General features: G+C 59.6%; 13 protein-coding genes, 1 tRNA gene and 1 pseudogene. 6 read left to right on the plus strand and 9 right to left on the minus strand.

Annotated features, from left to right (window positions below; all coding sequences use genetic code 11):
- Nucleotides 1-365: 365 nt before the first annotated feature.
- From KQI26_RS04765 to pckA, 3 genes are all read right to left on the minus strand, one after another.
- Complete coding sequence (locus tag KQI26_RS04765) at nt 366-893, minus strand: hypothetical protein (protein ID WP_216503435.1); 528 nt, start codon at nt 891-893, stop codon at nt 366-368.
- Between the two features lie 178 nt (nt 894-1,071).
- A complete protein-coding gene (locus tag KQI26_RS04770; RefSeq protein WP_216503535.1) occupies nt 1,072-3,231 on the minus strand; it encodes a Tex family protein in 2,160 nt (719 codons plus the stop codon).
- A gap of 816 nt (nt 3,232-4,047) precedes the next feature.
- Complete coding sequence (gene pckA, locus KQI26_RS04775; RefSeq protein ID WP_216503436.1) at nt 4,048-5,607, minus strand: phosphoenolpyruvate carboxykinase (ATP); 1,560 nt, start codon at nt 5,605-5,607, stop codon at nt 4,048-4,050.
- Between the two features lie 670 nt (nt 5,608-6,277).
- Here pckA and KQI26_RS04780 point away from each other — a divergent pair.
- Both KQI26_RS04780 and KQI26_RS04785 read left to right on the plus strand, forming a co-directional pair.
- Complete coding sequence (locus tag KQI26_RS04780; RefSeq protein ID WP_216503437.1) at nt 6,278-6,898, plus strand: DUF6291 domain-containing protein; 621 nt, start codon at nt 6,278-6,280, stop codon at nt 6,896-6,898.
- A complete protein-coding gene (locus KQI26_RS04785; protein ID WP_216503438.1) occupies nt 6,895-7,752 on the plus strand; it encodes an ATP-binding protein in 858 nt (285 codons plus the stop codon). The genes KQI26_RS04780 and KQI26_RS04785 overlap by 4 nt, the downstream gene beginning before the upstream one ends.
- Nucleotides 7,753-7,962: 210 nt before the next feature.
- On the opposite strand, the gene KQI26_RS04790 is transcribed toward KQI26_RS04785, so the two are convergent.
- A tRNA-Gln gene (locus KQI26_RS04790) sits at nt 7,963-8,036 on the minus strand.
- A 293-nt stretch (nt 8,037-8,329) separates the two neighbouring features.
- On the opposite strand from KQI26_RS04790, the gene polA reads away from it, so the two are divergent.
- From polA to KQI26_RS04810, 4 genes are all read left to right on the plus strand, one after another.
- Entirely contained in the window at nt 8,330-10,975 is a 2,646-nt protein-coding gene (polA, locus tag KQI26_RS04795; protein ID WP_216503439.1) for a DNA polymerase I, read from the plus strand.
- On the plus strand, nt 10,959-11,420 hold the full coding sequence (rimI, locus tag KQI26_RS04800) for a ribosomal protein S18-alanine N-acetyltransferase (protein WP_216503440.1): 462 nt from the start codon (nt 10,959-10,961) through the stop codon (nt 11,418-11,420). The genes polA and rimI overlap by 17 nt, the downstream gene beginning before the upstream one ends.
- Nucleotides 11,421-11,681: 261 nt before the next feature.
- Nucleotides 11,682-12,707 (plus strand): tRNA (adenosine(37)-N6)-threonylcarbamoyltransferase complex transferase subunit TsaD, encoded by a 1,026-nt coding sequence (gene tsaD / locus KQI26_RS04805; protein ID WP_216503441.1) that lies wholly within the window; start codon nt 11,682-11,684, stop codon nt 12,705-12,707.
- Nucleotides 12,708-12,957: 250 nt separating this feature from the next.
- Nucleotides 12,958-13,578 (plus strand): redox-sensing transcriptional repressor Rex, encoded by a 621-nt coding sequence (locus tag KQI26_RS04810; RefSeq protein WP_216503442.1) that lies wholly within the window; start codon nt 12,958-12,960, stop codon nt 13,576-13,578.
- A gap of 603 nt (nt 13,579-14,181) precedes the next feature.
- Here KQI26_RS04810 and KQI26_RS04815 read toward each other — a convergent pair.
- The 5 genes and pseudogenes from KQI26_RS04815 to KQI26_RS04835 form a co-directional block, all read right to left on the minus strand.
- On the minus strand, nt 14,182-15,525 hold the full coding sequence (locus tag KQI26_RS04815; protein ID WP_216503443.1) for a 2-hydroxyacyl-CoA dehydratase: 1,344 nt from the start codon (nt 15,523-15,525) through the stop codon (nt 14,182-14,184).
- A gap of 5 nt (nt 15,526-15,530) precedes the next feature.
- Nucleotides 15,531-18,446, minus strand: a complete 2,916-nt coding sequence (locus KQI26_RS04820) for an acyl-CoA dehydratase activase-related protein (protein WP_216503444.1) — start codon at nt 18,444-18,446, stop codon at nt 15,531-15,533.
- A 576-nt stretch (nt 18,447-19,022) separates the two neighbouring features.
- Nucleotides 19,023-21,185: pseudogene (gene ppk1, locus KQI26_RS04825) on the minus strand (polyphosphate kinase 1); the annotation flags it as partial.
- 21 nt (nt 21,186-21,206) lie between these two features.
- Nucleotides 21,207-22,106, minus strand: a complete 900-nt coding sequence (locus KQI26_RS04830; protein WP_216503446.1) for a phosphatase — start codon at nt 22,104-22,106, stop codon at nt 21,207-21,209.
- Between the two features lie 460 nt (nt 22,107-22,566).
- Nucleotides 22,567-24,345, minus strand: coding sequence for a Na/Pi cotransporter family protein (locus tag KQI26_RS04835; protein WP_216503447.1), 1,779 nt, complete (start codon nt 24,343-24,345; stop codon nt 22,567-22,569).
- Nucleotides 24,346-24,843: the final 498 nt, after the last annotated feature.

Below are 24,843 nucleotides of genomic sequence, written 5' to 3' on the forward strand. Positions count from 1 at the left end.
GCAGTCCTGGCCCAGTGCCGCAGGGCAAAGAAAAGCCCCCCTTGTGCAAAGGGGGGACAGCATGGCAAAGCCATGCAGGGGGGATTGACGGCACTCAGCTGTCTGGATGATACCAGCCACCGGGTGTGAGTGTCGTCAGCCATGTGCCCTCAATCCCTCAGTCGGCGTTCGCCGACAGCTCCCTTTGCACAAGGGAGGTCCGGTGGCCGGACGGCCATACTGTCTTTGGTCCGGTGTCCGGACGGCCATACTGTCTTTGCCTTGGCTCGTTGTGCTTGCCTGGGCAAAGAGAGTATGACAGCCCAGGCACTGGGCTTGCCCAGCGCGGCAGCGCAGTATGACAGCGGAGGCACGCTGCCCCGGGGTCACCGGCTGATCAATTTCAATAAGCGGGGCCGGTTGTATCGCTGCATGATGACAAACAAGCTGTCCACCAGAGCGGACAGAAAAGAAGTGGCCAGGAACACACCGGCCGGGCGAAACCAGAAAGCAAGGCCCACCGGCAAAAAACTCAGAACAATAATGATCTCGTGCACGATCTCGGCCTGGCAGCCAGCCTTTATGATCTCGGTGATGCTGTGCGTTCTGATATCGAAATACGCCGCATCATAGGTGGGCATATGTTTTTTCCATTTTTTCACCCGGATCGTCCGGTATAGAAAGGGTTCAAACCGTCGTGGCCGGAACCATGGCTTGGTGAAATCCACATTGTTCTGCAATGTGTGATCCAAAAGCTGTCCCACCCCCAGACGCATCCAGAAATGGTAGGCCGTCACGGCGAAGGTGATGCACAAGGTCTCCCAAAGCTCTCCGCCTACGGTGAAGCGGAAAAATAGGCTGATCAGGAACAGAACGAGGAAAACAAGGGCCAGGCGTATGATGCAGCGTTTCATAGGGTATCACCAGACTGAAATTTTGGCTTTATTATACTGCATCTGACTGCGGTTGTCTATACTGCATCTGACTGCGCTATCACGGAGCAGCATAGATGGGGGAAGGGGCGGGAAGCACTTCCGTCCCGCAAAGGAGGGAAGACGATGAATACGGAGCAAGCAGAGGGCCTTCAGCGAGTTATGGCCGTCCCGACACGGGACACATGGTCAGGCTGATGCGTTTTTTTCCTTCGTCCACCTTTTCCACCCATACGGTGACCACATCCCCCACCTGAAGCAGCTGGGAGGGATGCCGTACCCGCTGGGGCAGCTTGCTGATATGCACCAGGCCGTCCTGATGGACCCCGATGTCCACAAACACCCCGAAATCCACCACATTGCGCACCGTGCCCTTTAGCTCCATGCCCGGCTTCAGATCCTTCATCTCCATCACATCGGTGCGCAGCAGAGGCGGGGGCAGCTCCTCCCGAGGGTCCCGGCCCGGCTTGCACAGCTCCCGGAGAATGTCCCGCAGGGTGGGCACCCCGGCCCCGATCCGCTCTTCCAGCTCTTCCAGCCCGATGGCCTCCGCCTTTTCCGGCAGATGTCCCAAAGCTCCCTTTTCCACATCAGAAAGGGTGAAGCCGCATTCCTCTAACAGTGCCTGGGCCGCGGCATAGCTTTCCGGATGCACTCCCGTGCGGTCCAGCACCTGGCGGCTTTCGGGCACGCGGATAAACCCGGCGCACTGCTCATAGGCCTTGGGCCCCAGGCCGCGCACCTTGAGTAGCTCCTTCCGGCTCTGGAAGGCGCCCTTTTCCTCCCGGTAGTGGACCACATTCTTGGCGGTGGCGGCAGTAAGCCCGCTGACCCGCTGCAAAAGGGAAGGAGAGGCGGTGTTGGCATCCACGCCCACGGCATTGACGCAGTCCTCCACCACCCCATCCAGGGCCTGACCCAGCCGGGCCTGGGGCATATCGTGCTGATACTGGCCCACGCCGATGGCCTTGGGGTCGATCTTCACCAGCTCGGCCAGAGGGTCCTGGAGCCTGCGGGCGATGGATATCGCCGAGCGGAGGTTTACATCAAACTGGGGGAATTCCTCCGCCGCCAGAGGGGAGGCGGAATACACCGAGGCCCCCGCCTCGCTGACCACCATATAGCTGACCCCGCCCCCGATGCGCCGGATCAGCTGGGCGGTCATCTGCTCGGTCTCCCGGCTGGCGGTGCCGTTGCCGATGGCGATGCACTCCACCTGGTGCCGGGCGATCATCTGGGACAAAGTGCGGATGCACTCCTCCTTCTGCCGGGCTCCATGGGTGGGATAGACCACCGTGGTGTCCAGCACCTTGCCGGTGGCATCCACCACCGCCACCTTGCAGCCCATGCGGTAGCCCGGGTCCAAGCCCATGGTCACCTTGCCCTTCACCGGCGGCTGCATCAGCAAGGGCCGCAGGTTGAGGGCAAAGGTATGGATGGCCCCTTCATCGGCCTGCTGGGTGAGCAGGGCGCGCACCTCCCGCTCCAGGGAGGGGAAGATCAGCCGGTCATAGGCGTCCTCGGCGGCAGCCTTCACAAAGGCCATGGCCGGAGTGCCGGGGCGCACCACCGCCCGGCACAGGGGTATCAGGGCATTTGGCCGGTCCAGCTGAACGCTGACTTTCAGCATATTCTCCCGCTCGCCCCGGTTGATGGCCAGCACCTGATAGCCCTGGAGCCTGCGGAGAGGGAAGGAGAAGTCATAATACAGCCGATAGACGCTGTCCTCCTGGGTGGCGGCCGCGGAGTGCAGGGAGCCTTGCCGCAGCACCAGTTCCCGCAGGGTCTTGCGGATGGCGGCGTCGTCGGAGAGCCATTCGGCAATGATGTCGCTCGCCCCCTGGAGGGCGTCCTCCACCGTCTCCACTCCTTTTTCCGGCCCTGAGTAATCCCGGGCGGCCTCCTCCGGGACAGGGCCGCTGCGCTTTTGCTCAAAGAGCAGCTGGGCCAAAGGCTCCAGGCCCTTTTCCCGGGCGATGGTGGCCCGGGTGCGCCGCTTCTGCTTATAGGGGCGGTACAGGTCCTCGGCTTCGGCCAGGGTGGCGGCGTTTTCGATGGCCTGGGAAAGTTCATCGGTGAGCTTGCCCTGGTTTTCGATGGCCGTGCGGATCTCTTCTTTCCGTCCTTCCAGGTTCCGCAGATACTGGAGCCGGTCACAGAGCTGCCGCAGAAGCTGGTCGTCCATGGAGCCGTGCAGCTCCTTCCGGTAGCGGGCGATGAAGGGGATGGTGGCCCCGCCCTCCAGCAGGGTGATGACATTTGCCACCTGCTTTGCATCCCGGCCGATCTCCCGGGCCAGGGTGCTTGTCAGTTTGTCCATATCCATAAAAACAGTCTCCTTACGGCACTCCGCCGCTGGCATATTGCGCTCCCGCGCTGGGCAACACAGCCAAGCAAAATGATGCAATCCGCTTCACAATCCCCCCTGCATGGCTGCGCCATGCTGTCCCCCCCTTTGCACAAGGGGGGCTTTTCTTTGCCTAGGTGCACACAACGGGCCTTTTCTGTAGCACTCTGCCAGGACTGCACCCAGGCCCCTTCCGGCAGAGCCGGAGCATCGAGGCCCCGGGCCCATACAGCCGGGGAGAGTATGGGTGCAGCGTCACGCTGCTTGCCCAGCGCGGGAGCGCAGTATGGCCGTCCGGCCACCGGACCAGCGGAGGCACTCCGCAGCCCCCCTTGTGCAAAGGGGGGACAGCATGGGCAGCCATGCAGGGGGGATTGTGAAGCCGGGTAAATGATTCAGCCCGGTGCAGCAGCATCACTTGGAAGCGAAGACACCGGGTCAATCCCTCAGTCGGCGTTCGCCGACAGCTCCCTTTGCACAAGGGCGGTCCCGTGTCGGGACAGCCATACTTTCTTTGCTTTTCCTCACACAACCTGCCGGGTGCGGCAGCACCGCTTGGCCGCGGCGGCTCGCCGCCAATCCCCCCGGCGGCGCAAGCCGCCACCCCCCTTTGCACAAGGGGGGCGTCTTTGCTGCTCAGCATACAACCGGCCCCTTCTGTGGCACTTGGCCAGGATTGCACCCCGGCCCCTTCCGGGTGATGGTTTATCACACCCGGAGCAATATGGCAAACAGCGCATCCCCACCGGAGACAGGAACGGGAGCGGAGGCACTCCGCCACCGCTGGGATTAACGGTATTTTTTGTAATTCTCTTCGAACTGGGCGGAAAGGTTCCGGGCCTTTTCCTCCCACTGGGCGCTGTCCGCATAGGTATCCCGGGGGTCCAGGATGCCGCCGTCCACCCCGTGCAGGGCGGTGGGCACTTCCAGATCAAAATAAGGGATGCGCTTGGTGGGGGCCTTCAGAATGGAACCGTCCAGAATGGCATCGATAATGGCCCGGGTGTCGTGGATGGAGATGCGCTTGCCGGTGCCGTTCCAGCCGGTGTTCACCAGGTAGGCCCGGGCGCCGCTCTGCTCCATCTTCCGCAAAAGCTCCTGGGCGTATTTGCTGGGATGCAGCTCCAGGAAGGCCTGGCCGAAGCAGGCGGAGAAGGTGGGGGTGGGCTGGGTGATGCCCCGCTCGGTGCCGGCCAGCTTGGAGGTGAAGCCGGAGAGGAAGTAATACCGGGTCTGCTCCGGGGTGAGGATGGACACCGGCGGCAGCACCCCGAAGGCATCGGCCGACAGGAAGATCACATGCTTGGCGTGGGGGCCCACCGACCGGGGCTGCACTCTCTTTTCAATGTGGGCGATGGGGTAGGACACCCGGGTGTTTTCGGTGACCGAGCTGTCGGCAAAATCGCATTGGCCGTCCTCCTGCACCGTCACATTCTCCAGAAGGGCATTCCGGCGGATGGCGTGGTAAATGTCCGGCTCGGATTCCTTGTCCAGGCCCACGACCTTGGCATAGCAGCCGCCCTCCAGGTTGAAGATGCCGTGCTCATCCCAGCCGTGCTCGTCGTCGCCGATGAGCAGCCGGTGAGGATCGGTGGACAGGGTGGTCTTGCCGGTGCCCGACAGGCCGAAGAACAGAGCGGTGTTCTGGCCGCTGAGATCGGTGTTGGCCGAGCAGTGCATGGAGGCAATGCCCTGCAGGGGCAGGTAGTAGTTCATCATGGAGAAGATGCCCTTTTTCATCTCTCCGCCGTACCAGGTGTTGAGGATGACCTGTTCCCGGGAGGTGATGTTGAACAGCACGGCGGTGGGGGAATGCAGCCCCAGCTCCTGATAATTTTCCACCGGGGTATGGGAGGCGTTATAGCAGACGAAGTCCGGCTCGAAGTGCTCCAGTTCTTCTTCGGTGGGCTGGATGAACATATTCTTCACAAAATGGGCCTGCCAGGCCACTTCCATGATGAAGCGCACGGCCATGCGGGTTTGGGGGTTGGCCCCGCAGAACACATCCATCACATAGAGCTTTTTCCCCGAAAGGGACTGCACCGCCAGTTTCTTACATTCCTCCCAGGCCTTCCGGGAAGCGGGCTTGTTGTCGTTGGGGAACTCCGGGGAGGTCCACCACACGGTGTCCCGGGAGTTTTCGTCCATGACGATGAATTTGTCCTTGGGGGAGCGGCCGGTGTAGACGCCGGTCATCACATTGACGGCCCCCAGCTCCGTCAGCCGGCCTTTTTCAAAGCCTTCCAGCCCGGGCCGGGTCTCTTCTTCGAACAAAGTCTCATAGGAGGGGTTGCGGAGGATCTGGGAAATGCCGGTGATGCCATACTTGCTCAGATCGATGTTTGCCATGGTGCGCGACCTCTTTCCTCATGGAATTTCTCCCCCAAAATGGTACCGGGGATCTGTTGTATACATCATACAGGAGCTGGTAAATGAAGTCAATGACGGAAAAACGCTTTTCCCCCGTTTTTTCTTTCAAAACGAAATAAAAAGGCCGAAAACGCCGATTTTTCCTAAAAATCGATAAAAAAATCACAAGCAGCGTGACGCCGGCGGGGTGTCCCCGCCGCCAAACTCTCCCCGGCTGTATGCGCTGTTGGCCTCGATGCTCCGGCTCCGCCGGTAGGGGCTATTGTGCAGTCCTGGCAGAGTGTCGCAGAAAAGGCCGGTTGTGTCCACCCAGGCAAAGATAGTATGGCCGTCCGGACACCGGACCCCCCTTGTGCAAAGGGGGGACAGCATGGCGCAGCCATGCAGGGGGGATTGTGCAATCCTGGCAGCGTTCAAATAAAAAGGCTCCCTGTGGGGAGCCTTTTTATTCGCCATTGTTCTGCACTCTGCCTGGGACTGCACCTTGTCTCCTGCCGGTGTTGGCTCGCCAGCACCGGAGCACAGGAGCAAACAACGCATACAGCCTTCAGCGAGTTTTGGGTGCAGCGTCACGCTGCCGCCGGACGAAAAAGACGGTAAGAGTGGTGGTAGGATAGAGGCAAGAAAAGCAGAGAAAGGAAGAAACACAATGGCGCGAGAATATATCTGCCTGTACCATTCCTACCTGGATGCCATACAGGCCCTGAGCGACGCCGAGCGGGGCCGGCTGCTGACGGCAATGCTGAACTACGCATTGACGGGCGACGCCGGGCACCTCAGCGGCAACGAGCGGTTTGTGTTCCCCATCATCAAAAGCCAGATCGACCGGGACAACGCAAAATATACCAGACAGTGTGAGAAGAACGCCATCAATGGAAAAAGCGGTGGCAGACCCAAAAAGCCAAAAAACCCAGTGGGTTTTTTCGAAAACGAAAAAAGCCAAGGAAAAGGCAAAGGAGAAAGAAAAGACAAAGGAGAAAATATCCCCCTTCCATCCCCCCTTGGGGGAAGATTCGACCGCTTTTGGTCGGCGTATCCCCGAAAAGCGGGGAAAGGGGCGGCCTTGAAAGCATTTCAGAAGCTGAACCCCGGGGAAGAGCTGCTGGAACAGATGCTGGAGACCATCCGGCGGGAGAAGGGGTCTCTTCAGTGGCAGGAGGAAGGGGGCCGCTTCATTCCACACCCGGCCACCTGGCTGAACCAGGGCCGGTGGGAGGACGAGCCTTTGGAACCGGCGGAAGAGGAGCTGTACGGGGGTGAGACCCTATGACAGACCCCACCATCGAAGCCCTGGCCCAGCGCCGGGCAGAGCACCTTCCGGGGGATTATATCCAGGACGGCCTGCTCCATTGCGGCGCCTGCCATAGCCGGAAGGAAACCAGGGTGGAACTGTTTGGGATGCAGCGGAAGGTGGCCTGCCTGTGCCGGTGCCAAAGCGAGAAAGTGCGGCGGCAGCTGGAGGAAATGGAGGCGCGGCAGCGGATAGAGGCCCTGGAGCGGAAGCGGGCCGCCGCTGTCCAGGACCCGGCCTACCGGAAATGGACCTTTGAGGGGGACGACGGAGCCAATCCACGGGTGATGGAGGCCTTGCGCCGCTACTGCCAGAAGTGGCCGGAGATGAAAAAACAGAATCTGGGGCTGTATCTCTACGGGGGCGTGGGCACCGGCAAGACCTTTGCCGCCGCCTGCGTGGCCAATGAGCTGACCCGGCAGGGAGTGCCGGTGCTCATGGCCAGCCTGGTGCGCATGGCCAACGCCCTGGGCTGGGGGGAGGAGCGGGCCGTGTTTCTCCGCAGCCTGAACGCCTATGACCTGCTGGTGATGGACGATCTGGGAGCCCAGCGGGGCAGCGACGCCATGAAAGAGGCGGTGTATCAGATCATCGACAGCCGCTATGCCAGCGGCAAGCCGATTTTGGTCACCACCAACTTGACTTGGGAGCAGTTCCAGAATCCCAGGGAGGAAGGGGACAGGCGGATCTATGACCGCATCCGGGAAATGACGGTGACCATCCAGATGGGCGGCCAGAGCCGCCGTCACAGGCTCCACGAGGAAAAGCAGAACGCCGCCCGGGCGATGCTGCTGTCCGGCATCGCACCCGCCCCTGGCTCGCAGGCCGGATAAAAGAAAGGAGACAGAAGCAAATTTAAGAGAAGAAAAAAGGAGGAGTGGATTCAAGGAGAAAAGATTCAATATATTTCCATTGTTTTCTCCACCACTTCTCCACCACCAATACCGCCAAAATCCCGGGAAAACCGGATGCAGCAAATTTTCCAAACAGCACGAAAAAACCCCGGAAGCCTTGATTTTCAAGGTTTCCGGGGCCTTTCAGTTTGGCAGCGGGAGAAGGATTCGAACCCTCACAAACAGAGTCAGAGTCTGTCGTGCTACCCTTACACAATCCCGCTATTTTGTTTTTCGCTTTGGGCCGTGGCCCTGAGCGCATAATTTATTATAGCTATATTTTTCAGAATGTCAACACCTTTTTTAAAAAAATCTGAAAAACTTTTAAAAAACTTTGGAGGAAGTTTTCCAAGGTCTCTTGCAATTCTCCCCGAAAACGAAGATAATATAACAGGGAGGCCCTGCACCCATACTGCGCTGCCGCGCTGGGCAACAGAACCAGGGCCGGTCCCGTGTGATCGGGTGCGGCAGCACCGTTTGGCCGTCCCGACACGGGACCGCTGGGAGGAGAAACACCATGAAATTGATGGCCATTGATGGCAACAGCCTGGTGAACCGGGCTTTTTATGCCGTGCGCCTGCTGACCAACCGGCAGGGGCTTTATACCAATGCAGTATATGGCTTTGTGAATATCTTACTCAAGCTGCTGGAGGAAGAGCAGCCGGAGCAGGTATGCGTCTGCTTTGATATGCGGGCGAAAACCTTCCGCCATCTGAAATACGAAGGCTATAAGGCCCAGCGGAAGGGCATGCCCGATGAGCTGGCCCAGCAGATGCCTATTATTAAAGAAGTGCTGGACAAGATGGGCATTGCCCGCATGGAGCTGGAGGGCTTTGAAGCCGATGACCTTCTGGGCACCCTGGCCCGGCTCTGCCGGGAAAAAGGGGAGGACTGCGTCATCGTCACCGGTGACCGGGACAGTCTCCAGTTCATCGCCCAAGGGGCCACCGTCAAGCTGGTGACCACCAAAATGGGCCAGACCATTTATAAGGACTATGACGAGCAGGCCTTCCGGGAAAGCTACCAGGGCCTGTCGCCCGATAAGATCGTCGATCTGAAAGCCCTCATGGGGGATGCTTCCGACAACATCCCCGGCGTGCCGGGCATCGGGGAAAAAACCGCCATGAGCCTGCTCACCCGGTTCGGCTCTTTGGATGGGGTCTATGAGCACCTGGAGGACCCGTCCCTCACCCCCTCCCAGAAAAAGAAGCTGCAAGCCGGGCAGGACAGCGCCCGTTTGAGCTTTGAGCTGGCCCTGGGCGTGGTGGACGCCCCCATCACCGCCGCTCTCCCCAGCCTGAGCCGGGGCGAGATGGACAAACCGGGACTGTTCCGGCTCTTTTCCATGCTGGAGTTTTCCGCCCTCACCAAGCGTCTGGGGCTGGAAGGCGAAGGGGAAAGCCTGGATACGCCGGAGGCCCGGGAGATCTCCGCAGACTACCGCCTGGCCCAGCCGGAGGAACTGCAAGACCTGCTGCAAGCCTTTTCCGGGAAGGACACCCCCTGCCGCCTGGACCCGGGGTTCCACGCCCTGGCCCTGGAGAAAGAGGGGGAAGTGCTGCTCTTCACCCGGGAGCATCTGGGGGAAGAAGCCTTCATGGGCTTCCTCCGGGACTTTTTCCAGGGAACAGGGGGCAAGGTGCTCTGCGACGCCAAGCCCACCTGGAAAGCCCTGCTGGAAGGGGGCATCTGTCCCCAGGGGTTAAAAGGGGACACCGCCCTCAGCTGCTACCTGCTGGACCCCACCGCCGGCGGCTACACCCTGGAGAAAACCGCTGCGGCCTATCTGGGGGCGCACCTGCTTCCGGAGAGCCACTACACCGGGGAGGACGCCTTTTCTCCCCTGAACCCGGAGAGCATGGCCCTGTCCGCCCTGGCCCAGCACTGTCGGGCCGTGGGACGGCTCCATGAAACCCTGGGAGAGCGCATCCGGGAAGAGGGAATGGAAAAACTCCTTTGTGAAGTGGAGCTGCCCCTGGTTCCCGTTTTGTGCCAGATGGAGCGGGAGGGCTTTTTGCTGGACACCGGAAGGCTTCTCTGTTTCGGGGCCTCTCTCGGCAGCCAGATCGAGGAGCTGACACAGGAGATCTACCGCCTGGCCGGGGAGCAGTTCAACATCAACTCCACCCAGCAGCTGGGGCATATCCTGTTTGAAAGTCTGGGACTCAAAGCCGTCAAAAAGACCAAGAAGGGCTATTCCACCGACATTGAAGTGCTGGAAAAACTGAAAAACAGCCATGCCATTGTGCCCCTCATTATTGAATACCGGAAGCTGACCAAGCTGAAAAGCACCTATGTGGACGGCCTGAGCCGGCTGGCGGGAGCCGATGGACGGGTGCACACCACCTTCCAGCAGATGATCACCGCCACAGGGCGTCTCAGCAGCACCGAGCCCAACCTGCAGAACATCCCGGTGCGTCAGCAGATCGGCGCCGAGATCCGCCGGTGTTTTGTGGCAAGGCCCGGCTGGGTGCTCATCGACGCCGACTATTCCCAGATCGAGCTGCGGGTGCTGGCCCATATCGCCGATGACCCCATTATGAAGCGGGCCTTCCTGGAAGGGGAGGACATCCACACCGTCACCGCCTCCCAGGTGTTCGGCGTACCGGTGGAGTTTGTCACGCCCCAGATGCGCAGTCATGCCAAGGCGGTGAATTTCGGCATTGTCTACGGCATTTCCGCCTTTTCTCTCTCCGAGGACATTCATGTGTCCCAGAAGGAGGCCCAGGGCTATATTGACAGCTACCTGGAAAAATACAGCGGCGTGCGCCGGTATATGGAAGAGATCAAGGAAAAGGCCCGGCAGGAAGGGTTCGTCACCACCTTGTGGGGCCGCCGCCGGTACCTGCCCGAGCTCCGCAGCAAGAACTTCAATATCCGCTCCTTCGGAGAGCGTCTGGCGCTGAACACTCCCATCCAGGGAACGGCTGCCGACATCATCAAGGCGGCCATGGTGGCGGTTGCCCGCAGGCTTGAAAAGGAAGGCCTTCAGGCCCGGCTGCTGCTCCAGGTCCACGACGAGCTGATCATCGAAGCGCCCCGGGAGGAAGCGGCGCAGGTCAGCGCCCTTCTCAAAGAGGAGATGGAAGGGGCCTTCCCCTTGTCGGTGCGCCTGACTGCCGATGTGAGCCAGGGAGAGAACTGGTATGAAGCAAAGAAATAAGACGCTGTGGCAGGTGGAGGAGCTGCGGGAGGAACACATTCCTCCGATCGCCGCCATCGAGCGGGCCTGTTTCACAGACCCCTGGAGCGAAAGCGCCTTGCGGGATGAGCTGAACAGTCCTCTGGCCCGGTACTTTGTGTGCACCGAAAACGGGGAGGTGCTGGGGTACATCGGCACCCGGATGGTGCTGGATGAATGCCAGGTGGCCAATGTGGCGGTATCTCCGGCGTGCCGCCGGGAGGGAGTGGCTTCCTTTCTGATGGAGGCCATGCTGGGTTTCTGCCGCCGGGAGGGCATGAACCTTGTGACCCTGGAAGTGCGGGTGTCAAACAGCGCCGCCCAGGCCCTTTATGAAAAGTTCGGCTTTCAGAAAACCGGTATCCGCCCCGGCTATTACCGATCCCCTCCGGAAGATGCGCTTTTGATGGCACTGAAGCCAGCATAGAGCCAGAACACCCGCTGCGGCGGGTGTTGCCCCAGGCTTCTTCCCGGCGATAAAATCGCCGGGCCAGCGTGACGCTGGACCCATAACTTTCTTTGCCTGGGTGGGCACAACTGGCCTTTTCTGATGCACTGGGCCAGGATTGCAAGATGGCCCCTACCGGGTGATGGTTTATCACACCCGGAGCACCTGGGCCTGGCAACGCATACAGCCTGGGAGAGTTTTGGCAGCGGGGACACCCCGCAGAAAAGGAATGAGAACAATATGAAGATTTTAGCCATAGAAACCTCTTGTGACGAGACGGCGGCGGCCGTCAGTCAGGATGGCCGGACCATTCTGTCCGATGTGATCTATTCCCAGGCCGATATGCACGCCCTGTATGGGGGCGTGGTGCCGGAGATCGCCTCCCGCAAGCACATCGAGAAAATCAGCCTGGTGGCCCAGCAGGCCCTGGAGCAGGCCGGGGTGGGGCCGGAGGAGATCGACGCCGTGGCCGCCACCTGCGCCCCCGGGCTGATCGGGGCCCTTCTGGTGGGGGCCAACTTCGCCAAGGCCTGCGCCCAGGCCTGGGGCGTGCCCTTTGTGCCGGTGCACCATATCCGGGGCCATATCGCCGCCAATTTCGTGGCCTTCCCGGATCTGGAGCCGCCTTTTCTGGCGCTGGTAGCCTCGGGCGGCCACACCGTCCTGGCCGATGTGCAGGATCACACCCGCATGGAAGTGCTGGGCACCACCCGGGACGATGCGGCAGGGGAGGCCTTCGACAAGATCGCCCGCACCCTGGGCCTGCCTTATCCCGGCGGCAAGGCCATGGATGAACTGGCCCAGCAGGGAGACCCCCATTTTTACGATCTGCCCCAGGCCCATGTGGCGGGCAGCGCTCTGGATTTCTCTTTTTCCGGGCTGAAAACCGCCGCCATCAACCTGGTGCACAACTTAGGCCAGAAGGGGCAGCAGGTGGAAAAACACCATCTGGCGGCGGGGGTATGCCATGCCGTGGCCCAGGCCATCGTGCCCCGGATGCTGGAAGCGGCCCGGGAAAGAAAGCGGGATACCCTGGTGATCGCCGGGGGCGTGGCGGCCAACTCGGTACTGCGCGGTCTTTTGGAAGAGGAAGCAGGGAAGGCCGGACTGCGGCTTTTCCTGCCGCCCCTGCGTCTTTGCGGGGACAACGGCTCTATGATCGCCTGCCAGGCCTACTATGAATTTCTGGCCGGGCACACCGGCACCTTAGAGCAGAACTGCTATGCCACCATGCCTCTTTCGGAGGATGTGAGCGCGGCGCTGTGATGCTGTGAAAAATCACAGATCGCACCAAAAAAGAGACGAGAAAAGCGCAAGATCCCCATTGTCAAAACAGAGCATAACACCTTGTTAAACCAGAACAAAAGGTCGAAAAAGGCCGGGACCCATTGAAAAAGCAGGGATTTCCGGTTGTGGATAACTCTGTGGACAATGTTGATAACTCATTGTAGTAAGAAAACGGGAACAGGTGGACCATCGCCCGGAAACAGTCCCGTGGAAGGAAGAAATAGGCAAAATGGAAGAAAAAAAGATTTCAATGGCGGTGATCCGCCGGATGCCCCGGTACTATCGGTATGTGAATGAGCTGCACCAGAACGGCGTGGCCCGCATTTCATCCGGGGTCTTGGCGGCCAAGATGGGCCTGAAGGCCTCCCAGGTGCGGCAGGATTTCAACTGCTTTGGCGGCTTTGGCCAGCAGGGCTATGGTTATAATGTGGAGAATCTCCGGGCTTCCATCCGGGAGATCCTCAAGCTGGACAACAACCATACAGCGGTGCTCATCGGCGCAGGTAATCTGGGCCGGGCGCTGATGACCAACTTCAAGTTTGATCAAAGCGGGTTCCAGCTCACCGCGGCCTTTGATGTGCGGCCGGAGCTGTTCGGCGGTCATGTGGCCGGGGTGCCGGTGCTGGATATGCAGGAACTGGAAAGCTATGTGGAGCGGCACCAGCCGGATATTGCCATTCTGACCCTGCCCCGTCAGGCGGCCCGGGATGTGGCCGACAAGCTGTGCAGCTGGGGCATCCGGGGCATCTGGAATTTCACCGGTGCGGATCTTCATCTGGACGGCATCCATGTGCCGGTGGAGAATGTTCATTTCAGCGAAAGCCTGATGACATTGTCATACCGCATTTGAGGCGGGGTGGCCCCGCACCCGTTCCTGTCTCCGGTGGGGATGCGCTGCTGCGCCTCCATGCTCCGGTGCTGGCGAGCCAACACCGGTAAGGGCCAACCTGCGATCCTGGGTCCGGTGGCCGGACGGCCATATTTTCTTTGCTTTGGCCGGTTGTGTTTGCCTGGGCAAAGAGAGGAACGAGAGCCCAGGCACTGGGCCAGCGTGATTCTTTGTCTTGGTCGGTTGTGTTGACCCGGGCAAAGAGAAGCCCCCCTTGTGCAAAGGGGGGACAGCATGGCGCAGCCATGCAGGGGGGATTGTGAAGCCGGGGGAATGATTCAGCTGGTTTTCTATTGTCGGGTGCGGGAGCTCGCCGTCAATCCCTCAGTCGGCGTTCGCCGACAGCTCCCTTTGCACAAGGGAGCCGTCTTTGCCTTTCTGCATCGGACTTGCCGGGCGCGGCAGCGCAGTTTGGCCGTCCGGCCACCGGACCCCCCTTGTGCAAAGGGGGGACAGCATGGCGCAGCCATGCAGGGGGGATCGTGAAGCGAAACAAGCCAACCAGCTAAATTCTGCTGCCGGGCGCGGGAGCGCAGTTTGGGTCCAGCGTCACGCTGGTGGGACTTAGCAGGTGGCCGAGGAGGAAGCCGCGTGGGACACCGGCTCCTGCTTTTTCTGAGGATAGGCCAGGGGAGTGGTCTTTTTCTCCAGATTTTCCCGGGCGATGGCCAGCATCAGCTTGATCCGGTTTTCCTGGTTGACGCTGGTGGCGCTGGGGTCATAGTCAATGGGCACAATGTTGGAATCGGGATAGATCTCCTTCAGCTTGCGGATCATGCCCTTGCCCACGATGTGATTGGGCAGGCAGCCGAAGGGCTGGGTGCAGATGATGTTCTGGAACCCTGCGTCGATCAGCTCGGCCATCTCGGCGGTGAGCAGCCAGCCTTCGCCCATCTTGCAGCCCGAGCCGATCAGCCCGCGGGACAGCTCCTTGGTGTGGTAAAAGGGGGAGGGGGCCTGAAACCGGGGCTCCTGGGATACGGCGTCGATCATGGCCTTTTCAATGCCGCAAAGGTAGTCCATGATCTTCTTCGCCACCATGGCCTTGATGGGACTGCCGCCATAGAGCTCCACATCGGTGATGTTGTTTTCAATGCAGTACATCACGAAATTCAGCACCCCGGGGATCATCACTTCGCAATCCTCCCGGCGCAGCAGTCCTTCCAGATCGTTGTTGCCCAGCTTGGAATACTTCACATAGATCTCGCCCACGACCCCAACCTTCACTTTGGGGGTCATATGCACCGGAATGCGGGCAAAATCCCGGACGATCTCACCCATGTTCTGGGCGATCTCCTTTTTGCCGTAGCCGCTCTTCTGTTCAAATTGCTGCACCAGCCGCTGGCTCCAGGTCTCCACCATGGCCATGGCCTGGCCCTTTTCGGTCTCATAGGGCTTCACCTGGTTGGAAAGGAGCATCAAAAGGTCGCCATAGACCAGAGCGGCCATGGCCTGACGCAGCAGGGGCAGGGTGAGCCGGAAGCCCTTGTTTTTCTCCAGGCCGGAAACATTCAGGGAGATCACCGGCACCTGGTCGAAACCGGCCCGGTGGAGGGCTTTCCGCAGAAGATGGATGTAGTTGGAAGCCCGGCAGCCGCCGCCGGTCTGGGACAGAAGCAGGGCGGTGCGGTCGGGGTCATAATTGCCGCTTTTCAGGGCGTCGATCATCTGGCCGATGACCAGGAGGGCCGGGTAACAGGTGTCGTTGTGCACATATTTCAGCCCGTTCTCTGTGACAGAGGGGCCGCAGTTATGGAGAAGCACTGCCCGATAGCCGTGGCTGCGGAGCACGCTTTCCAGAATGCGGAAATGGATGGGGGCCATGTTGGGCACCAGGATGGTATATTCCCGGCGCATTTCCTGGGTGAACATCAGCCGCCCTTGTTTATCGTACTGCAATTTGGCCATGGTAGTTACTTTCCTCCTGCTCTTTCCGGCGCTTCCAGAGCGGCCAGCAAACTGCGCAGCCGGATCTTCACAGCGCCCAGGTTTGTGATCTCGTCGATTTTGATCTGGGTGTATATTTTGTTTTCGCTCTCCAGAATGGAGCGGACTTCATCGGTGGTGATGGCGTCCAGGCCGCAGCCGAAGGACACCAGCTGCACCAGGTTCATGTCCTGCTGATCCCGGATGTGCCGGGCGGCGGCATAGAGCCGGGCGTGGTAGGTCCACTGGTTGAGCACGCCGGTGCGGAAGGGAGCTTCCTCCTGGCTGATGCAGTCCTCGCTGATCACCGCCGCGCCGCAGGAGCAAATCAGCTTGTCGATGCCGTGGTTGATCTCCGGGTCCACATGGTAGGGCCGCCCAGCCAGCACCATGATGGGCTTATGTTCCTGCCGGGCCTGACGGATGATCTCGGCCCCACGGGCCCGCACCTGGGCGAAGTAGTTGTCGTATTCCTGCTGCCCGGCTTTCAGTGCTTCCTGCACCTCTTTCCGGGTGATGTCGGGGAAGTACTTCTGCAAGATCGCGGTCATTTTGTGAGTGAAATCCTTTGGACGGTGCAGGCCGATGTAATCGGTGATGAGCACCACATCGGAAGGCAGGGGCATATTGCCGGAGATCACTTCCGGGTAATAGGCCACCACCGGGCAGTTATAGTGGCCATCCCCTTTGTGTTCATTTAAGTTATAGGTCATGCAGGGATAGAATATGCGCCCCACGCCCTGATCGATGAGGGATTGCACATGGCCGTGCATCAGTTTGGCGGGGAAGCACACGGTATCCGAGGGGATGCTCCCCTGGCCCCGGAGATAGAGGGCCCGGTTGGAGGGGGGAGAGGTGATGACCTCAAAGCCCAGCTTGGTGAAGAAGGCGTGCCAGAAGGGGAGCAGTTCATAGAAATTCAGACCCATGGGCAGGCCCAGCTGACCCCGTTTGCCCCGGATGGGGTGATAGGAATGGAGCAGCTGGAGCTTGTATTCGTAAATGTCCGGCAGATCTCCGGCGGCCCGACGGGTCACAGGCCGCTGGCACCGGTTGCCGCTGATGAAGCGGCGGTCCGAGCCGAACTGGTTGACGGTGAGCTTGCAGTGGTTCTGGCACAGGCCGCATTCCACCGCCTGGACCTTGTGGGTCAGGTTTTGCAGCTCCTCCGGCCCCAGCAGAGTGGAGGGGCCTTTCTGCCGCTCCATGGCATAGAGGGCCGCGCCATAGGCGCCCATCAGCCCGGCCACGCTGGGCCGCACCACCTGGACCCCCATTTCCTGCTCAAAGGCCCGGAGCACGGCGTCGTTGAGGAAGGTGCCGCCCTGCACCACGATATGCTGGCCCAGCTCCTGAGGGCTGGAAGCACGGATGACTTTATAGAGGGCATTTTTCACCACGCTGATGGACAGTCCGGCGGAGATATTCTCCACCGAGGCCCCGTCCTTCTGGGCCTGCTTTACCGAGGAATTCATAAACACGGTGCACCGGCTGCCCAGGTCCACGGGAGCGTCGGCCAGAAGGCCCAGCTTGGCAAAATCGGCCGCCGAATAGCCCAGGGCACCCGCGAAGGTCTGCAAAAAAGAGCCGCAGCCCGAGGAACAGGCTTCATTGAGGAAAATATTGTCGATCGCGCCGCCCCTGATCTTGAAGCACTTGATATCCTGGCCGCCGATGTCGATGATGAACTCCACTTCCGGCAGGAAGCGTTTGGCGGCGGTGAAGTGGGCCATGGTTTCCACCACGCCGTGATCCATCAGCAGGGCGTTCTGCACGATCTCCTCGCCATAGCCGGTGACGGCGCTGGCCCCGATGGGCAGGTTGGGGAAGTCCTTGTAAAATTCCAGCAGAAACTCCCGCACCACCTGCACCGGGTTGCCGTTGTTGGGCAGGTAGAGGGAGCGGAGAATGGCGCCATCGGGAGTGATGACCAACGCCTTGATGGTGGTGGAACCGGAGTCCACCCCCAGGTACACCGGCCCCTGGTAGGTTTCAGGGTCGCAGGTGGGCACCTGGGCCTTTTCATGGCGCAGGCGGAAGGCCTCATATTCCTCCTGATCCTGGAAGAGGGGGGCGATGGAAGCGTAGTGGCCGGTGACGCCGGAAGATTCCAGACGATGGATGATCTCATCCAATTTCAGCTCTTCCCGGGCGGAGAGGGCCGAGCCCAGGGCGGCATAATAGAGGGAATTTTCCGGGCAGATGCCGGTGAGGTGCAAGGTTTCGTCAAAGGCCGCGCGCAGCTGGCTGAGGAAGGTGAGGGGTCCGCCCAGATAGACCACATTCCCCTGGATGGGGCGGCCCTGGGCCAGGCCGGCGATGGTCTGGTTGACCACGGCGAAAAAGATGCTCTTGGAGATATCGGCCTTTTTGGCTCCCTGGTTGAGCAGGGGCTGGATATCGGTTTTGGCAAAGACGCCGCAGCGGGAAGCGATGGTATAGGTCTCGGCGGCCTGCCCGGCCAGCTCGTTCATCTCGTCGGGGGTCAGCTTCATCAGGGTAGCCATCTGGTCGATGAAGGCGCCGGTGCCGCCGGCACAGGTGCCGTTCATCCGCACTTCGGTGCCGCCGGTGAGGAAGAGGATCTTGGCGTCCTCACCTCCCAGTTCGATGATCACATCGGTGCCGGGCAGGTAGGTATTGGCGGCCAGACGGGTGGCATAGACCTCCTGCACGAAGGGGATGCCGCAGCCCTGGGCCATGCCCATGCCGGCCGAGCCGGTGATGGCCAGGGAAATGCTTTGTTCCGCCGGGTAGAGTTCCCGGATGGAGCGGAGCATTTCGGTGGTCTTTTCGGTGATTTGGGAATAATGGCGCTCATACCGGCTGAGGAGGATGGAGCCCGTTTTGTCCAGCACCACGCATTTGATGGTGGTGGAACCGATGTCGATACCGATCTGCAAGGTGTTCACCTCTGACTTACAAAATAAAGATCCGGCTTGTTCGGCCCTCCGGGCAGAATACCAGAATGTTACCATATATCATAAGCCGTTTTATTTGATTTGTAAAGAAAAATCACGACGATATTTGCCCAAAAAAAGGACGGAAAAATAGCGAAATCCACCATGAGCCAGAGCCTTCACTGCGGTGAAGGCTGCCCCAGGCTTCTTCCCGGCGCAAGCCGCCGGGCCCCTCCTGGGCCGCCCGCGGCGTGTTATTTTGGCACAAGGCCAAAATAACTTGCAAGCCGGTAGGTAACGCCGCCGCTGGCTCTCGGGGAAAAACTAGGTTTTTCCCCGACCCTTTTCCAGCCTCCCGGCGGGGCCCCCACCAGTGCCTAGTGCCGCGGAAAAGGCCCGTTGTGTGCACCTAGGTAAAGAAAAGCCCCCCTTGTGCAAAGGGGGGACAGCATGGCAAAGCCATGCAAGGGGGGATTGTGAAGTCAAACAAATCTACCCAGCTTGGCTGCATAACCGGGCGCGGGAGCGCAGTATGGGTGCAGCGTCACGCTGCCGCAGTATGGGAGCGGCGGCTCGCCGCTATTTCGTCTTACGACGAAATAACACGCTGCCAAGACCAAAAATCCCTTTATGGGGTTTTTGGTCGTCTTCGCCGCAGCGAAGACTCTGGCTCCTGGGTGGAGCGAACCTTGGCAGATGGGAGATAAAATGCTCCTGGGCGCACAGAGGGGTCTCTCCCTGAGGGGGCAGGGCATAGGTGCCGTCGGGCTGCAAGATCCGGGCCTTCTCATCATCCCGGAACATGGTGTCCAGCATGGACAGGATCTGACGGCGCAGATGTTCCGGCAGGATGGGGCAGGCGATCTCCACCCGGCGCTCGGTGTTCCGGGTCATGATATCCCCGGAGGAAATGTACAGGCGGCAGTTTTCCCCTTCCCCGAAGCAATAGACCCGGGAGTGTTCCAGGAACTGGCCCACCAGACTGCGGATATGGATGTTCTCGGTCTCCCCGGGTACGCCGGGCAGCAGACAGCAAATGCCCCGCACCAGCATCCGGATCTGCACCCCGGCCTGGGAGGCCTCCCGCAATTTTTGGATGATGTCCTTGTCGGTAACGCTGTTGCATTTGAAGGTCAGGCGGCCGGGCAGTCCCTGCCGGCACAGGCGGATCTGCTCGTCGATGCCCGCCAGAATGTTGCTCTTGAAGCTCACCGGCGCCACCCACAGCTTCTGGTAGATCCCTTCCAGATTGCCCAGGCCCATGTTGGCGAAAAAGGCGGCGGCATCGGCCCCGATCACCGGATCGCGGGTCATATAGGAATAGTCGGTGTAGAGCTTAGCCGTTTTTTCGTTGTAGTTGCCGGTGCCGATCTGGGTGATGTAACGCACCTGGCCCTGTTCCCGGCGGGTGATCAGGCAGATTTTGGAATGGACCTTATAGCCGTCCATGCCGTAGATCACCCGGCATCCGGCCTCTTCCAGCCGGTTGGCCCATTCGATGTTGTTCTGTTCGTCGAAGCGGGCCCGCAGCTCCATGAGCACGGTGACTTCCTTGCCGTTTTCCGCGGCGGAGATCAGGGACTCGGCCAGCTTGGACTGCCGGGCAATGCGGTACAGGGTGATCTTGATGGAGATCACATCCGGGTCAAAGGCACTTTCCCGGATCAGCTGCAGGAAAGGCTGCATGCTTTCAAAGGGGAAAGACAGCAGCACATCCCCCTGGTTTTGCAGCTGCTCGGTGATGGAGCCCCGGCCGGAGAAGGCCGGGCTGCTCTGCGGCACAAAGGGAGGCAGCACCAGCTCCTGGCGCTGGGACGGGGAGAGCACCTTTGGGAGCTGGCTCCAGAAGGAGAGATCCAGGGGGGTCTGGCTGCAGAATACCTGGGGCGGGGTCAGCTTCAGCTTTTGGCAAAGGAACTTCATGGATTCCTCCGCCAGAGCACCCTGCACCTCCAGGCGCACCGGAGTGAGACGGCGGCGTTTTTTCAGCATATTGCTCATGTACTGCCGGTAATCCAGATCCTCGTCGAACCCGGCGTCGGTGTCCAGGTCGGCGTTGCGGGTGACGCAGATCACCGCCGCATGGCTCACCTTGTAGATCTGGAACACCTTTTCCGCATAAAAGCGGATGATGTCCTCGGCCAGCAGGAACCGGCGTTCCTCCCCGGAGAGGAAGAAGAGCCGCTGGATCATGGAGGGCAGGGGAATGAGCCCCAGCAGCCGGTGGTCCTTCTGCTCCAGGGTGGCCGCCACCGTCAGCTGCTTGTTGTTCAGGTGGGGGAAGGGGTGGCGGGGGTCGATGATCTGGGGGGAGAGCACCGGCAGAATGGAGGATTTGAAGTATCGTTCCACTTCCTTCTGCTCATCCCGGTTCAGATCCTCCACCCGGAGGGCAGTCAGGCCGTTTTTCTTCAGCTGGTGCATAACGGCGGCATAGGCCCGGTCCCGCTCCTTATAAAGAGGAGCGCAGGTCTGGAAGATGGCTTCCAGCTGATCCGCTGCGGTCATGCCGGTTTTGTTGTCCAGGTAGTCGGGAGCATAGGTCATGTAATCGGTGAGGCTGCCCACCCGCACCATGAAGAACTCGTCTAAGTTGGTGGTGAAGATATTGACGAAGTTCAGCCGTTCCAGCAGCGGGATGGTGGGGCAGCTGGCCTCTTCCAGCACCCGGTGATTGAACCGGAGCCAGGAAAGCTCCCGGTTTTGCATATAACTGCAATTTGATTTGAGGGTCATGGATGTTTTCTCCTTTTCCTGCCGTGGTTAGCTGCGGAGGATCCGGTCAAAGAGATAACCTTCCCGGATACCAGGTTTGCTGACGACAAAGTGTTCTGCGCCGAATTTCTTCACGGCCTGGTTGAGGATGGTCATGCCGGGCAGAATGGTGAACACCCGGTCGGGCACCACCCGGTAGATGCTTTGCAGCTGGCGGAAATCCTGGCTTTTCAGCTTTTTGTTGATCTCGTGTACATACCCGGCGTCCACTTCGGTCTGGCTTTTGGGCACATTGTAAAGCTCACGGCACAGCTTGAAAAAGCCCCGGGCGGTGCCGCCGATGCCGCAGAGAGTGACAGGTCCTTGCAGAGGCAGCCAGTCGATGGCGGAAAACTCTTTTTTCACCCGCTGGCGCATTTGTTTCCGGTCCTTTTCCGTGGGGAAGAGGGAGGAAGAGTACTGGGTATACAGGTTGAGGGAGCCGATGGGCAGGCTGGTAAGGTGCTGGATCTGGCCGTCTTTGAACTGGACCAGCTCGGTGCTGCCGCCGCCGATGTCGATGATCACGCCGCTCTGCACATTCAGGTAATGGGAAGCGCCCACGAAATCCAGCCGGGCTTCCTCCTGGCCGGTGAGCACTTCGGCCCGTCTGCCCACGGCGCTTTCCAGGGCGGTCTGCACTTCTTCCAGGTTGTTGATGTTCCGCAGGGAAGCGGTGGCGATGATGGAAATATGGCTGCATTCCAGGTTCTGGGCCAGGTTCACAAAGCTGCGGATCTCTTCGCAGCATTTTTTGATGCCCGCCTCATTCAGAGCGCCTTTTTCCACATACCCGGCCAGACCGGCCATGCTCTTTTTGTTCATCAGCATATCCAGCGTGTCATTTTCGTGACGGAAAACCGTCATGCGGATGGAGTTGGAGCCTACATCTATGATCGAGTACAGCATAACAAAACCCCCTGTTTCAAGTTTGGAAAAGAGCAGCAGGGACAATGGTTTTTCCCATTTCTGCGTTTTTCCCCATCTCTCCATGGTATTATCTCTATCATAGCGGAAAAAAGGGGAATTTTCCAGTGCATCCTGTAAAATCTCCGTAAAGTCCGGTAGTCCGGACGGCCATACTGCGCTGCCGCGCTGGGAAATAGAACCAAGTGAAAAGCGGAAAAAGCCCTCCTTTGCAGGAGGGCTTTTTGTGATGCTCTTGGCCTCTATCGGACCCCGCCGGGAGGCTGGAAAAAGGTCGGGGAAAAACTAGTTTTTCCCCGAGAGCCAGTGGCGGCGTCACCTAACGACTTGCAAGTTATTTCGGCTTTACGCCGAAATAACACGCCGCCAGAGCTGCAAAAATCCCCCGGAAACTTCAGGGGGATTTTTGCAGCAGCCTTCGCCGCAGCGAAGGCTCTGGCTCTTATATTACTTTGTTCAGGTACTTGTTCTCATAGAGGGAAGTGAAAGCCTGGAACTCATCGGTGCGCAGGTCTTTCAGGATCTTCCGGTACTCATGCACATCGAACTGGTTTGCGGTATCGGCCAGCATCATCACATACACCGCCACATTGGAGCAGTGGTCGGAGATCTTTTCGTAGTCGTGGATGATATCCAGGAAGGGGATACCGGTGTTCACGGTGCAGATACCGCTTTGCAGACGGGAGATATGGCGGCTCTTGAGGGCCTCCTTGATGGAGTCGATGACATCCTCCAGCGGCTCCACCTGGCGGGCCAGGGTGGCGTCGTTCTGCTCATAGGCCTGGACGGTGAGGGAGACGATCTCTTCCACCGCCTGGCTCATCACCCGCAGCTCGGAAATGGCTTCCTGGGAAAAGACGGTGCCCCGCTCCTGCATATCCTCATAGAACTCCAGCAGGTTTTCCGCATAGTCGCCCACCCGCTCGAAGTCGCCGATGGAATGGAGCATTTCGGAATAGGCCTTCCGGCTGTTTTCCGACAGCTCGTCCTCCTTGATGCCCAGCATATAGGAGTTGAGCCGTGCTTCGGCCCGGTCCAGGAAGCTCTCGGTGTCCTTGAAGGTCTCCAGCCGGGGCGGGGTCTGCTCCACAATGGCGGCGTTGACCATCTTCAGGTTGGACTGAGCGCTCTGGCCCATGGAGATGATGATCTTGTTGCACTGTTCCAGAGCAACGGCCGGGGAGGAGTAGAAACGCTCGTCCAGACGGCTCAGGTCGTGAGAAATTTCGTTTTCCGCCTGCTTGATCTTGACGGTCTTTTCCGCCAGGGTGATGAGCACACCCCGGAAGGGGATGAACAGAACGGTGACCACTATATTAAATAATGTATGGAAGTTGGCGATGCCCGCCTTGCCGATGGGATCGTTCCAGAAGTCAAAGCCGATGATGGCGTTGAGGGTATAGACCACCACGATGAAGAACACCGAACCGATCAGGTTGAAATAGAAATGGATCATAGCGGCCCGCTTGGCGTTTTTGTTGGCGCCCAGGGCCGACAGCAGGGCGGTGACGCAGGTGCCGATGTTCTGGCCCATGATGATGGGGATGGCGGCGGCATAGGAGATGGCGCCGGTAGAGGCCACGGCCTGGAGAATACCCACCGAAGCGGAGGAACTCTGGATGACAGCGGTGACCACCATACCCACCAGAATGCCCAGCACCGGGTTTGTGAACAGGGTGAACATATTCTGGAACCAGGGCAGGTCTTTCAGGGAAGTGACCGAGCCTTCCATGATGGACATACCGATGAACAGCACGCCGAAGCCCAGCAGGATCTCGCCGAAGTCATGGAACTTCCGCTTTTTGGCGAACATAAAGATGGCGGCGCCGATGCCCACGGCCACATAGGCCAGCATAGAGGGCTTGAGCAGCTGCATGATGACGCTGTTCTCCAGGGTGCCGGAGGAATCCAGACGCAGCAGCTGAGCGGTGACGGTGGTACCGATGTTGGCGCCCATGATAACGCCCGCGGCCTGACGCAGGTTCATGATCCCGGCGTTGACGAAGCCCACCACCATAACGGTGGTAGCCGAAGAGCTCTGGATGATGCCGGTGACCAGAGCGCCGATGCCGATGGCCTTAAAGATGTTGCCGGTGACGGTTTCCAGGGTTTTTTCCAGTTTTTCGCCGGCCATTTTCTCCAGGGCATTGCCCATGGTGAGCATGCCGTAGATGAAAAGTCCCAGGCCGCCCAATAGCTTCAGCAGTGAAAAAATGTCCATGTGATTTCCTCCACTTCCCCTCTTTGTGAGAGATCCTTCTTTCTTGTCTTTTCTGTCATGGGGGTGTAAACCTTTTGTAAATTCATACAGGCTTATGATACCAATGGGAAAAGTGTTCGTCAATGAAAAATCCGTTCTGTAAAAGGAAATTTACACGGCGAGCCGCCGCAGCCAACCTGCGCTGCCGGTGGCGAGCCGCCACTGGCAGGCGGTGCTGCCGCACCCGGTCATGTATCCAAGCAAAATGACACAATCAGATTCACAATCCCCCCTTATGGCAGCGGCGACACGCCGCCGCAAGGGGGGCTTTTCTTTGCCTTGCGGCAAATGCAACCAGCCTTCGTTCGATTACCCAGCGCGGCAGCGCAGTATGGCAGCGGCGACACGCCGCCGCGGCAGCGCAGCATGGGCGCCCAGGCGCTGGGACACCGCAGTGAAGGCTCTGGCTCTTAGGTGGACAGGGCGGGGAGAATCTGGTATAGTAGAGGGGAACAGGTG

The sequence above is a fragment of the Intestinimonas sp. MSJ-38 genome (assembly GCF_018917925.1).
Taxonomy (GTDB): Bacteria; Bacillota; Clostridia; order Oscillospirales; family Butyricicoccaceae; genus Pseudobutyricicoccus.

What these genes read in the sequence shown, in the direction of transcription:
- tsaD (WP_216503441.1), top strand. Translation starts at nt 11,682, where the DNA reads ATGAAGATTTTAGCCATAGAAACCTCTTGTGACGAGACGGCGGCGGCC.
- KQI26_RS04770 (WP_216503535.1), bottom strand. Translation starts at nt 3,231, where the DNA reads ATGGACAAACTGACAAGCACCCTGGCCCGGGAGATCGGCCGGGATGCA.
- KQI26_RS04835 (WP_216503447.1), bottom strand. Translation starts at nt 24,345, where the DNA reads ATGGACATTTTTTCACTGCTGAAGCTATTGGGCGGCCTGGGACTTTTC.
- rimI (WP_216503440.1), top strand. Translation starts at nt 10,959, where the DNA reads ATGAAGCAAAGAAATAAGACGCTGTGGCAGGTGGAGGAGCTGCGGGAG.
- KQI26_RS04810 (WP_216503442.1), top strand. Translation starts at nt 12,958, where the DNA reads ATGGAAGAAAAAAAGATTTCAATGGCGGTGATCCGCCGGATGCCCCGG.
- KQI26_RS04765 (WP_216503435.1), bottom strand. Translation starts at nt 893, where the DNA reads ATGAAACGCTGCATCATACGCCTGGCCCTTGTTTTCCTCGTTCTGTTC.
- KQI26_RS04815 (WP_216503443.1), bottom strand. Translation starts at nt 15,525, where the DNA reads ATGGCCAAATTGCAGTACGATAAACAAGGGCGGCTGATGTTCACCCAG.
- KQI26_RS04785 (WP_216503438.1), top strand. Translation starts at nt 6,895, where the DNA reads ATGACAGACCCCACCATCGAAGCCCTGGCCCAGCGCCGGGCAGAGCAC.
- KQI26_RS04830 (WP_216503446.1), bottom strand. Translation starts at nt 22,106, where the DNA reads ATGCTGTACTCGATCATAGATGTAGGCTCCAACTCCATCCGCATGACG.
- pckA (WP_216503436.1), bottom strand. Translation starts at nt 5,607, where the DNA reads ATGGCAAACATCGATCTGAGCAAGTATGGCATCACCGGCATTTCCCAG.
- KQI26_RS04780 (WP_216503437.1), top strand. Translation starts at nt 6,278, where the DNA reads ATGGCGCGAGAATATATCTGCCTGTACCATTCCTACCTGGATGCCATA.
- polA (WP_216503439.1), top strand. Translation starts at nt 8,330, where the DNA reads ATGAAATTGATGGCCATTGATGGCAACAGCCTGGTGAACCGGGCTTTT.